This window comes from Enterobacter sp. CFEC122, assembly GCF_052983755.1.
This window is the reverse complement of sequence record NZ_JBRIQR010000001.1, coordinates 33,044-44,879: the sequence shown is the minus strand read 5'-3', so window position 1 is coordinate 44,879 and position 11,836 is coordinate 33,044. Positions and strand designations below refer to the sequence as shown.

Annotated in this window: 12 protein-coding genes; 7 read left to right on the top strand and 5 right to left on the bottom strand. The window is 57.5% G+C overall.

Features of this window, described 5'->3' with window-relative positions:
* Positions 1-11: 11 nt before the first annotated feature.
* Positions 12-1,007 carry a 6-phosphogluconolactonase gene (gene pgl / locus ACVCAM_RS00230; protein WP_407223180.1) on the bottom strand — a complete coding sequence of 332 codons (996 nt, stop codon included), beginning with the start codon at positions 1,005-1,007 and terminating at the stop codon, positions 12-14.
* 140 nt (positions 1,008-1,147) lie between these two features.
* Between pgl and ACVCAM_RS00225 the strand changes: the two genes are divergently transcribed.
* Complete coding sequence (locus ACVCAM_RS00225) at positions 1,148-1,966, top strand: pyridoxal phosphatase (RefSeq protein WP_063453815.1); 819 nt, start codon at positions 1,148-1,150, stop codon at positions 1,964-1,966.
* Here ACVCAM_RS00225 and modC read toward each other — a convergent pair whose 3' ends face one another.
* The 4 genes from modC to ACVCAM_RS00205 all read right to left on the bottom strand — a co-directional run bounded on the left by modC (position 1,967) and on the right by ACVCAM_RS00205 (position 4,819).
* Positions 1,967-3,025, bottom strand: a complete 1,059-nt coding sequence (gene modC, locus ACVCAM_RS00220; protein WP_126349082.1) for a molybdenum ABC transporter ATP-binding protein ModC — start codon at positions 3,023-3,025, stop codon at positions 1,967-1,969.
* Positions 3,026-3,027: 2 nt separating this feature from the next.
* Positions 3,028-3,717, bottom strand: coding sequence for a molybdate ABC transporter permease subunit (modB, locus tag ACVCAM_RS00215; RefSeq protein ID WP_447093475.1), 690 nt, complete (start codon positions 3,715-3,717; stop codon positions 3,028-3,030).
* Entirely contained in the window at positions 3,717-4,490 is a 774-nt protein-coding gene (gene modA, locus ACVCAM_RS00210; protein ID WP_045405886.1) for a molybdate ABC transporter substrate-binding protein, read from the bottom strand. Before modA ends, modB begins: the two co-directional genes overlap by 1 nt.
* Positions 4,491-4,669: 179 nt before the next feature.
* Positions 4,670-4,819, bottom strand: coding sequence for an AcrZ family multidrug efflux pump-associated protein (locus ACVCAM_RS00205; protein WP_008501118.1), 150 nt, complete (start codon positions 4,817-4,819; stop codon positions 4,670-4,672).
* Positions 4,820-4,946: 127 nt separating this feature from the next.
* Between ACVCAM_RS00205 and modE the strand changes: the two genes are divergently transcribed.
* The 6 genes from modE to galM all read left to right on the top strand — a co-directional run bounded on the left by modE (position 4,947) and on the right by galM (position 11,735).
* Positions 4,947-5,735, top strand: a complete 789-nt coding sequence (gene modE / locus ACVCAM_RS00200; protein ID WP_126349081.1) for a molybdenum-dependent transcriptional regulator — start codon at positions 4,947-4,949, stop codon at positions 5,733-5,735.
* Positions 5,736-5,802: 67 nt separating this feature from the next.
* Positions 5,803-7,275 carry a molybdate ABC transporter ATP-binding protein ModF gene (modF, locus tag ACVCAM_RS00195; protein ID WP_407223179.1) on the top strand — a complete coding sequence of 491 codons (1,473 nt, stop codon included), beginning with the start codon at positions 5,803-5,805 and terminating at the stop codon, positions 7,273-7,275.
* 201 nt (positions 7,276-7,476) lie between these two features.
* Positions 7,477-8,493 (top strand): UDP-glucose 4-epimerase GalE, encoded by a 1,017-nt coding sequence (gene galE, locus ACVCAM_RS00190; RefSeq protein ID WP_008501115.1) that lies wholly within the window; start codon positions 7,477-7,479, stop codon positions 8,491-8,493.
* A gap of 9 nt (positions 8,494-8,502) precedes the next feature.
* Positions 8,503-9,549, top strand: a complete 1,047-nt coding sequence (galT, locus tag ACVCAM_RS00185; protein WP_095443214.1) for a galactose-1-phosphate uridylyltransferase — start codon at positions 8,503-8,505, stop codon at positions 9,547-9,549.
* Positions 9,550-9,552: 3 nt separating this feature from the next.
* Complete coding sequence (gene galK, locus ACVCAM_RS00180; protein WP_021241009.1) at positions 9,553-10,701, top strand: galactokinase; 1,149 nt, start codon at positions 9,553-9,555, stop codon at positions 10,699-10,701.
* Positions 10,695-11,735: a galactose-1-epimerase gene (gene galM, locus ACVCAM_RS00175; protein WP_021241010.1), complete on the top strand. Its 1,041-nt coding sequence runs from the start codon at positions 10,695-10,697 to the stop codon at positions 11,733-11,735. The genes galK and galM overlap by 7 nt, the downstream gene beginning before the upstream one ends.
* The last annotated feature ends 101 nt before the right edge of the window (positions 11,736-11,836 follow it).

The following is an 11,836-nucleotide window of genomic DNA, read 5'->3' as shown; positions in this document are numbered from 1 at the left end:
TTTTAAGCCGCTTAGTGAGCGTTAACCACCACCCACATCGGCCCCTGGCCTACGGCGTAGCGCCCTTTCTCTTCCAGCAGCCCCTGCTCGCCTTTAATTTCATACAGCGCGATGTGGTGGGATTTCTGCCCCGCCGCAATCAGGTATTTGCCGCTGTGATCGATATTAAAGCCGCGCGGCTGGGTTTCCGTCGGCTGGAAGCCTTCAATCGCCAGCACGCTGCCGTCTTCGGAAACGCTAAACACGGTGATCAGGCTGGAGGTGCGGTCACAGGCGTACAGATGACGGCCATTTGGCGTAATGTGAATATCCGCCGCCCAGCGGGTGTCGGAGAAATCAGACGGCATCATGTCCAGCGTCTGCACGCACTCAATCTGACCGTTTGGATCTTTCAGCTCCCATACGTCCACGGAGCTGTTCAGTTCGTTGACCACGTAGGCGTACTGCTGGTTCGGATGGAAGACCGTATGACGCGGGCCCGCGCCTTCTACCGTCGTGACTTCAGCTGGATTCTGCGCCACGAGGTGACCATCGTCGCTCAGGGTGAACAGGCAGATACGATCCTGCTTCAGGGCAGGCACCCACAGCGTGCGGTTATCCGGAGAGATATTCGCCGAGTGGCAGCCTTCCAGCCCTTCCACCACATCCACGGTTTCGACCGGAATGCCATCTTCCAGACGCGTTACGCTGACGCAGCCCGCATTATACGAGCCGCTGAAGACAAAGTTGCCTTTACGATCGGTTGAGATATGGGTTGGACTGCCCGGCAGCGGCGCTTCGGCAGTGTAAGTCAGCGCGCCGTCGTCCGGAGAGATGCGATAGGCCAGCACGCGAAACTCCGGGCGCACACCCACGTACAAGAAACGTTTATCCGGGCTGATGACCATCGGCTGTACCTGGCCTGGCACATCAACAACCTGAACCAGCGTGAGTGTCCCTTCGGTATTTAAGCGCCAGACGTGGATCTGCTGGCTTTCAGGACTGGCGGTATAAACGGTTTGTTTCATGAATATTCACTCCTCACTGCGCATGAAAGTAATTAACTTTTGACGGTGAATGCTGAATTGTCGACAGGAATTTTGAAGCATTCGCCTCTCGGTGTACCATCCCATCAAAACGTAAATTCAATATTAACCCGGGAAAACAGATGACCTCGCGTGTGATTGCTCTGGATTTAGACGGTACCTTACTGACGCCGCAAAAAACCCTTCTCCCCTCCTCCCTTGAAGCGCTTAAACGCGCGCAGGAAGCGGGATATCAACTCCTTATCGTAACGGGTCGACATCACGTAGCCATTCACCCTTTTTATCAGGCACTGGCGTTAGATACACCTGCAATTTGTTGTAATGGCACTTATTTGTATGATTATCAGACAAAAAAGGTTTTAGCCTCCGACCCGCTGCCGGTTCCCCAGGCGCTGCAACTGATTGATCTGCTGGATGAGCATGCCATTCACGGCCTGATGTATGTGGATAACGCAATGGTCTACGAGCGCCCTACCGGCCACGTGGTGCGCACCAGCAACTGGGCGTTGTCCCTGCCTGAAGCGCAGCGTCCGGTCTTTACCCAGGTATCCTCCCTGCGTCAGGCAGCCCAGGACGTTGAGGCTATCTGGAAATTCGCCCTGACGGATGAAGACACGACCAAACTGAATACCTTCGCGAAGCACGTCGAGGAAACGCTGGGGCTGGAGTGCGAGTGGTCCTGGCACGATCAGGTGGATATTGCCCGCAAAGGCAACAGCAAAGGCAAGCGTCTGACGCAGTATGTGGAATCACAGGGCTGGTCAATGCAGGACGCGATCGCCTTCGGCGACAACTACAACGACATCAGCATGCTGGAAGCCGTCGGTACGGGCGTGGCGATGGGCAATGCCGACGACGCGGTAAAAGCGCGCGCTAACGTGGTGATTGGCGACAACACCACCGACAGCATCGCGCAGTATATTTATACCCACCTGCTGTAATCAGGCGGTGATCGAGACGCTCTTAATTTGCGCGTAAAGCCACAGGCCGGGTTTGATCCCTAACTCATCCCTGGCCCACGGGCTGATGCGCGCCCAGAGCGTCCGGCTTCCCACCTCGAGCTTCACTTCCACCTGGCCGTTATCATCAAAACACTCCGCGACTTTGGCGCGCAGAATATTTCGAATACTGGTTTGCAGCGGCGGCTGCAGCACCAGCGAGACGTCTGATGCCTGAATACGAATACGCAGCGCGGACTGCAACGGCTTGTCGATCTTATTGACCCACAGGTGCTGATCGCCGAGCGCCAGCGCCGTCATCGCGTAGTGCGGATGGTGTTCCAGGACGCTCACCTTCAGAATGCTGCTCTGCTGTTCCCGGGGTAACCACGGGTTCATTACGCTGCTGCCCCAGACCTCTTCCAGGTTGCCGAAGGCCTTGACGCTGCCCTCTTCCAGCACCAGCACTTTGTCGGCCAGATGGAGGATCTCATCCAGCGAATGGCTGACGTAGAGCATCGGAATATTAATTTCCCGCGTCAGGCGCTGCAGGTAGGGCAGGAGCTCACGTTTGCGCGGAATATCCAGCGAGGCCAGCGGTTCGTCGAGCAGCAGCAGTTCGGGTGCGGTCAGCAACGCGCGGCCAATGGCTACGCGCTGTTTTTCTCCGCCGGAAAGCGACGAGGGCAGTCTGTCGAGCAGTGGCTCAATGCCTAAAAGCGTCACCAGCTTATCAAACTGTCCGGCCATGCTTTTCGCCATGCCGTAACGCAGGTTGCCGCGCACGCTGTAGTGCGGGAATAAGCGCGCGTCCTGGAAAACATAGCCAATGCGGCGTTTATCCGGCGTGAGATAAACCTTGTTTTCCACGTCGTTTAAGACGCGGTTATTCAATACAATCCGTCCTGACTGCGGGCGCGTCAGGCCGCTGATGGCATTTATCAGCGACGTTTTTCCCGCCCCCGAGACGCCGAAGATGGCAGTGATACCGCTTGCAGGCAGCATCTCGTTAAGCGTCAGGGTATGGTTTCCCAGCGTCTGGGTGAAATTCAGTTCCAGCATGCTTATTTCCCCATCCGCTCGCGGCTCAGCCGCGCCAGCCATTCCGACACCAGCAGCGATACCAGGGCTAGTACGATTGAAATGATACACAGCCGCGCCGCCGCGCCCTCTCCGCCCGGCGTTTGGATCAGGGTATACATGGCCGACGGAATCGTTCGCGTCTCGCCGGGGATGTTCGAGACGAAGGTGATGGTCGCGCCAAACTCGCCCAGCGAGCGGGCGAACGCCAGTACCGTCCCGACAATAATGCCGGGTAACGTCAGGGGAAGCGTGATGGTGAAAAAAACGCGCCAGCGCCCGGCACCCAGCGTACGGGCCGCCTGTTCGAGCTTCATGTCCACGCCTTCCAGCGCGAGGCGGATCGCCCTCAACATCAGCGGGAATGACATTACCGCCGCCGCCAGTACCGCTCCGCGCCAGCTAAACGCAAAGGTCAGCCCAAACCAGTCATAAAGTTTTTCGCCAATAAAACCGCGTCGCCCCATGGAAATTAACAGCAGATAACCGACCACCACGGGCGGCAACACGAGCGGAAGATGAAGCACGCTGTCGAGCAGCGCTTTGCCGGGAAACCGACAGCGAACCAGTAGCCAGGCAAAGAAGATCCCAAAGGGCAAACTCAGCGCAACCGCCAGGGAAGAGACTTTAAGGCTCAGCAGAACAGCCTGCCATTCAGGATCGGTCAATATCATCAGTGAGTCGTAAATCCGTAACGTTTAAAGATCGCGGACGCTTCCGGCCCCTTCAGATAATCGCGGAAGGCCGTCACGGTCGCATTTTTATGTCCATCAACAATCGCAACAGGATATTCCACTTTCTTGTGGGAGTCTTCCGGGAACGTTGCCACCACTTTCACACCCTTACTGGCAACGGCATCAGAGCCATACACAATGCCCAGCGGGGCTTCGTTGCGTTCCACCAGCGCCAGCGCGCCGCGGACATCTTCCGCCGGGGCCAGCTTCGGTGACAATGTCTCCCATGCGCCCAATTTTTGCAGCGCTTCTTTGGCGTAGATCCCGGCCGGAACGTGCTCCGGATCGCCCACCGCCAGACGCCCGCCGTTCAGCAGGCTTATCCAGTGGGTCTCTTTGTTGATGGTGAAGTCAGCCTGGGCGCTGGCTTTTGGCGCCACGACAACCAGGCTATTCCCCAGCAGCGTTTCGCGGGTTGCCGCATCAATCGCTTTTTTCTCCGCCGCGTAATCCATCCACTTCTGGTCAGCCGAGATGAACAGATCCGCCGGCGCGCCCGCTTCTATCTGGCGAGCGAGCGTCGAGGAAGAGGCAAACGAGGAGACCACCTCGACGTTTTTCTCTTTTTTATACGCCGCCGCGATATCCTGCAGCGCGTTAGTCAGCGACGCCGCCGCAAAGACCGTGATTTTACCGTCGTCCGCCAGCGCGTGTCCGGTAAGGGAAAGCGTCAACGTTGCCCCTGCAAAAAGGCGTACCCATGAACGTGCCATCTGTAACTCCTGTGAGTAGCGTTATATACACATTAATATAACGGTAACGTCAGGGAGATCCCAGCGTTTAATCGTACCGCTGAAGAGGTAAACCGGCGTAGTGCGTTAAAGAGTATCGGCGAAAATGGGAAAATCTTGAGAGCAAAACGCCCGGACAAGCCGGGCGTTTTGGGGGGGAATCAATGCTGCTTTTTAGCCTGGTCTCTGTGACCAATGTTCGAAAAGACGTTGAACACTTCACCCAGGCCGTAGATGGCACCGAGGATGATGGCCATCACTACTGGTACCATGATCACGGCGAATACCAGACTTTTCAACAACTCTAACATGGTTTTCTCCAGATATTGTGAACAGCTTATTCTACCCTTTCAACTGAGAAAAACATCCCCTTTTGTGCGGTACCCTTTGCGCCCTGCACCATTTGGGTCACAATACCCTTTTTGCCAGGACACTGTTATGCAGGCCGAAATTCTCCTCACACTCCGACTTCAGCAAAAGCTTTTCGCCGATCCGCGACGTATCGCCCTGCTTAAACAAATAGAACAAACGGGCTCGATTAGCCAGGGGGCGAAAAACGCGGGCATCAGCTACAAAAGTGCCTGGGACGCCATCAACGACATGAACACCCTGAGTGAACAGCCGCTGGTGGACAGAGCCACGGGCGGCAAAGGCGGCGGCGGTGCAATCGTGACGCGCTATGGTCAGCGTCTTATTCAGCTTTACGATCTGCTGGCCCAGATTCAGCAAAAAGCGTTCGATGCGTTAAGCGATGACGATAACGTTCCGCTGGACAGTCTGCTGGCCGCCATTTCCCGCTTCTCGCTACAAACCAGCGCCCGCAACCAGTGGTTTGGTACGGTGACGGCGCGCGACAATCTGCAGATACAGCAGCATATTGAGATCCTGCTTGCCGATGGCACCACCCGTCTGAAGGCCGCCATAACGGCGCAAAGCGCGGAACGTCTTGAACTGGATGAAGGGAAAGAGGTGCTGGTGCTCCTGAAGGCGCCGTGGGTCAGTATCACACGCGATCCCGACGCGGCAAAGGGAGCAGATAACCAGCTGCAGGGCACCATCAGCCATATCGAACGCGGCCAGGCGCAGTGCGAAGTGCTGATGACCCTGGCAGATGGGCAGCCGCTTTGCGCGACCATACCGCTCAGCGAGTCGGACAACGTAGAAGAAGGTGCTGCCGTCACCGCGTATTTCAACGCGGACCGGGTGATTATCGCCACTTTGTGCTGAGCACATTGACAATCGTACCGACAGTGCGTATCCCTGATATCTGGTGCTGCAAAAACAGGGATAAATCATGTCATCATTGCATATTTCGCAAGGCACGTTTCGTCTTAGCGATACCCGAACGCTGACGATTGCTGATTTGACGCTACGCGCGGGTGAAAGCTGGGCGTTTGTCGGCACAAACGGCAGCGGTAAATCCGCGCTGGCCCGCGCGCTGGCCGGAGAGCTCAACCTCCTCAAGGGCCAATACCAGAGCGACTTTACGCGCCTGACGCGCCTGTCGTTTGAACAACTGCAAAAGCTGGTCAGCGACGAGTGGCAGCGCAACAACACCGATTTGCTCAGCCCTGGCGAAGACGATACCGGCCGTACGACGGCGGAAATTATTCAGGATGAAGTGAAGGATCCCGCCCGCTGCCAGCGCCTGGCAGAACAGTTCGGTATCACCCCTCTGCTGAACCGGCGCTTTAAATACCTTTCGACCGGCGAGACGCGAAAAACGCTGCTTTGTCAGGCGCTGATGAGCGAACCTGAACTGCTTATTCTGGACGAACCGTTCGACGGTCTTGACGTGCAGTCCCGGGCGCAGCTGGCGTCTCTGCTGGCGTCGCTTAATCAGCAGGGATATACCCTCGTGCTGGTGCTTAACCGTTTTGATGAAATTCCGGACTTTATCCAGCACGCGGGCGTCCTGGCCGACTGTAACCTGACCGAGACCGGCGAAAAAACCGCACTGCTTAAGCAGGCGCTGATTGCCCAGCTCGCGCACAGCGAACAGCTCGACGGTATTACCCTTCCGGAACCCGACGCCCCGTCGGCGCGCCACGCGCTTGATCCCCACCAGCCGCGCATCGTGCTGCGCGATGGGGTGGTCTCTTATGACGATCGCGCTATCCTCAATCACCTCAGCTGGACTGTCAATCCAGGCGAGCACTGGCAGATTGTCGGCCCCAACGGCGCGGGTAAATCCACGCTGCTGAGCCTGATCACCGGCGATCATCCGCAGGGCTACAGCAACCACCTCACGCTGTTCGGTCGGCGTCGCGGCAGCGGCGAAACCATCTGGGATATCAAAAAACATATCGGCTACGTCAGCAGCAGCCTGCATCTGGATTACCGGGTCAGTACCACGGTACGCAACGTGATCCTCTCCGGGTATTTTGACTCCATCGGCATTTATCAGGCGGTGTCGGACAAACAGCACAAGCTGGCCCAGCAGTGGCTGGACATTCTGGGCATGGACAACCGGGTTGCTGACGCGCCGTTTCATAGTCTTTCGTGGGGGCAGCAGCGTCTGGCGCTGATCGTTCGCGCGCTGGTGAAACACCCTACGCTGCTGATCCTCGACGAACCGCTGCAGGGACTCGACCCGTTGAACCGCCAGCTTATCCGCCGCTTTGTGGACGTGCTGATTAGCGAAGGTGAAACGCAGCTGCTGTTCGTTTCACATCATGCCGAAGATGCCCCCTCCTGCATCACCCACCGCCTGGAGTTTGTTCCGGACGGTGAGCACTATTACTATCGGCAAAGCAAAATCGATTAATCCCCGGAGGGCACCGCCCTCCGTTTTTCAGATAACCTGCACTAATACATTGCTATCCCGTTGATCTACAATGCCTCACGATAGCTGAAAATCGGATTTTAAAAACAGTGTAAACGATTCCACTATTTTATCCCATGTCACACTTTTCGCGTCTCTGTTATGCTATGGTTATTACATACCATAAGCCCAATGGAGCGAAATATGCGAGTTCTGGTAACAGGTGGTAGCGGTTACATCGGTAGTCATACCTGCGTGCAGCTGCTGCAAAACGGCCATGACGTCATCATTCTCGACAACCTGTGCAACAGTAAGCGCAGCGTGCTGCCTGTGATTGAACGTCTTGGCGGTAAACACCCGACGTTCGTGGAAGGCGACATCCGTAACGAAGCGCTGATGACCGAGATCCTTCACGACCACGCCATTGAAGCGGTGATCCACTTCGCGGGTCTGAAAGCGGTCGGTGAATCCGTTGCTAAGCCGCTTGAGTATTACGACAACAACGTCAACGGCACCCTGCGTCTCATCTCCGCCATGCGTGCGGCCAACGTCAAAAACTTCATCTTTAGCTCTTCCGCCACCGTCTACGGCGATCAGCCTAAAATCCCTTACGTTGAAAGCTTCCCGACCGGGACGCCGCAGAGCCCGTACGGCAAAAGCAAGCTGATGGTGGAGCAGATCCTGACCGATCTGCAAAAAGCCCAGCCGGAGTGGAGCATCGCGCTGCTGCGCTACTTCAACCCGGTCGGTGCGCATCCGTCTGGCGATATGGGGGAAGATCCGCAGGGCATTCCGAACAACCTGATGCCGTATATCGCCCAGGTGGCCGTAGGCCGCCGCGAGTCGCTGGCGATTTTTGGCAATGACTACCCGACCGAAGACGGCACCGGCGTGCGCGACTATATCCACGTGATGGATCTGGCCGACGGCCACGTTGCGGCCATGCAGCAGCTGGCGGATAAACCGGGCGTGCATATTTACAACCTCGGCGCTGGCGTCGGCAGCAGCGTGCTGGACGTGGTTAACGCCTTCAGCAAAGCCTGCGGCAAGCCGGTGAACTACCACTTCGCACCGCGTCGTGAGGGCGATCTGCCTGCTTACTGGGCCGACGCCACCAAAGCCGACAAAGAGCTTAACTGGCGTGTCACGCGCACGCTTGATGAAATGGCACAGGATACCTGGCACTGGCAGTCACGCCACCCGCAAGGCTATCCGGACTAAGGATCCGTCATGACGCAATTTAATCCCGTCGATCATCCGCATCGTCGCTTTAACCCGTTAAGCGGGCAATGGATTTTAGTTTCTCCGCATCGCGCCAAGCGCCCCTGGCAGGGGGCGCAGGAGACGCCTGCAAAACAGACGCTGCCGCAGCACGACCCGGACTGCTTCCTCTGTCCGGGCAATACGCGCGTCACCGGGGATAAAAACCCGGACTACAAAGGCACCTTCGTGTTTACCAACGATTTTGCCGCCCTGATGACCGACACGCCGGACGCGCCGGAAAGCCACGATCCGCTGATGCGCTGTGAAAGCGCGCGCGGTACCAGCCGCGTGATCTGCTTCTCCCCCGATCACAGCAAAACGCTGCCGGAGCTGAGCGTTGAGGCACTGAAAGAGGTGGTCAGCACCTGGCAGGCGCAAACTGCCGAGCTGGGTCAAACTTACCCATGGGTGCAGGTGTTTGAAAATAAAGGTGCGGCCATGGGCTGCTCCAACCCGCACCCGCACGGCCAGGTCTGGGCGAACAGCTTCCTGCCTAACGAAGCCGAGCGTGAAGACCGCCTGCAAAAAGCGTATTACGTGGAAAACGGCTCGCCGATGCTGGTGGATTACGCGCAGCGTGAGCTGGCCGACGGCAGCCGTACCGTGGTGGAGACCGAACACTGGCTGGCCGTCGTGCCTTACTGGGCCGCCTGGCCGTTTGAGACGCTGCTGCTGCCGAAAGCGCACGTGCAGCGCATCACCGAGCTCAGCGACGCGCAGCGCGACGACCTTGCCCTGGCGCTGAAAAAGCTGACCAGCCGTTACGACAACCTGTTCCAGTGCTCCTTCCCGTACTCCATGGGCTGGCACGGCGCACCGTTTAACGGCGAAGAGAATCAGCACTGGCAGCTGCATGCCCATTTCTATCCGCCGCTGCTGCGCTCTGCGACGGTGCGTAAATTTATGGTGGGCTACGAAATGCTGGCGGAAACCCAGCGTGACCTGACGGCGGAACAGGCGGCTGAACGTCTGCGTGCCGTTAGCGACGTCCACTATCGCGAATCAGGAGTCTAAAAAATGAGTCTGAAAGATAAAACACAATCCCTGTTTGCTGAGAAATTTGGCTACCCTGCCACCCACGTAATTCAGGCACCTGGCCGCGTCAACCTGATTGGTGAACACACTGACTACAACGACGGCTTTGTGCTGCCGTGCGCCATCGATTACCAGACGGTCATCAGCTGCGCGAAGCGCGACGACCGCCAGGTTCGCGTGATTGCGGCGGATTACGGTAATGAGACGGACGCGTTTTCCCTCGATGCCCCGATTGTGACGCACGACAGCCAGCAGTGGTCTAACTACGTGCGCGGCGTGGTGAAGCATCTGCAGAAGCGTAATAAAAACTTCGGCGGCGCCGATTTGGTCATCAGCGGCAACGTGCCGCAGGGGGCGGGCTTAAGCTCCTCTGCGTCTCTGGAGGTCGCCGTCGGCACCGTGTTCCAGCAGCTCTATCATTTACCGCTGGATGGCGCACAAATCGCCCTGAATGGTCAGGAAGCGGAAAACCAGTTCGTGGGCTGCAACTGCGGCATCATGGACCAGCTGATCTCCGCGCTGGGCAAAAAAGAGCACGCGCTGCTGATCGACTGCCGCTCGCTGGGCACCAAAGCCGTACCCCTGCCAAAAGGCGCGGCTGTCGTGATCGTCAACAGCAACTTTAAGCGCACGCTGGTGGGCAGCGAGTACAACACTCGCCGCGAGCAGTGCGAAACCGGCGCCCGCTTCTTCCAGCAGCCCGCCCTGCGCGACGTCACGCTCAATGAATTTAACAAAGTGGCGCACGAGCTGGACCCGATTGTCGCCAAACGCGTTCGTCACGTGCTGACGGAGAATGCCCGTACCGTTGAAGCCGCGTCCGCGCTGGCGAAAGGTGACCTGAAACGCATGGGTGAACTGATGGCGGAATCTCACGCCTCCATGCGCGATGATTTTGAAATCACCGTGCCGCAGATCGACACCCTGGTGGAGATCGTCAAAGCGGTCATTGGCGACAAAGGCGGCGTGCGCATGACGGGCGGCGGTTTTGGCGGCTGCATCGTTGCGCTGGTGCCTGAGGAGCTGGTCCCTGCTGTACAGGACGCCGTGGCGAAGCAGTACGAAGCAAAAACAGGTATCAAAGAAACCTTCTATGTTTGCAAAGCATCACAAGGAGCCGGACAGTGCTAAACGAAACACCTACCCTCGCACCGGATGGTCTGCCGTATCGCCTGTTAACCCTGCGCAATCGCGCGGGGATGGTGGTTACGCTCATGGACTGGGGTGCAACCCTTCTTTCAGCACGCGTACCGATGCCGGACGGCAGCGTGCGCGAAACCCTGCTCGGCTGCGCATCGCCCGAGCAGTATGTTAATCAGTCTGCCTATCTGGGTGCATCCGTAGGGCGCTATGCGAACCGCATCGCGAAGAGCCGTTTTGAACTCGACGGCGTGCAGTACACCCTGCTGCCAAGCCAGGGTGAGAACCAACTGCACGGTGGCCCGGACGGGTTTGATAAACGTCGCTGGAAAATTGTTCGTCAAAACGACGGCGAAGTGCTGTTCTCGCTGGATTCGCAGGACGGCGATCAGGGCTTCCCGGGTAACCTTATCGCCTCCGCGCGCTTTACATTGACCGACGACAACCGTATCGCCATTGAATACCGTGCGACGGTCGACAAGCCGTGTCCGGTCAACCTGACCAATCACGCGTACTTTAATCTGGACGGTAACCAGTGCGACGTGCGGAACCACAAGCTTCAGATCCTGGCGGATGCGTATCTGCCGGTTGATGAGATGGGCATTCCGTACCAGGGCCTCAAAGACGTGAGCGGCACCAGCTTTGACTTCCGCAGCGCGAAATCCATCGCCCAGGATTTCCTGAGCGATGACGACCAGCGCAAGGTGAAAGGCTACGACCACGCGTTCCTGCTACAGGCTAAAGGCGATGTGAAACAACCTGCCGCACAGGTCTGGTCCACCGATGAGAAGCTGCAGATGACGGTTTATACCACCGCTCCTGCCCTGCAGTTCTACTCAGGTAACTATCTCGGCGGCACGACGGCGCGCGAACACGAAGAGTACAGCGACTGGCAAGGGCTGGCGCTGGAGAGCGAGTTCCTGCCGGACAGCCCGAATCATCCGGAATGGCCGCAGCCGGACTGCGTGCTGCGCCCAGGTGAAGAGTACGTTAGCGTGACGGAATATCATTTTATTCCACATTAATATTCAGCCCTCCCTCCGGAGGGCTTTTTTCTGTGCGCCTTGCTGAAAATAGCGCCGATCGCAGACAAAATCATAACCCTGGATTCACAAGCATCTTACAC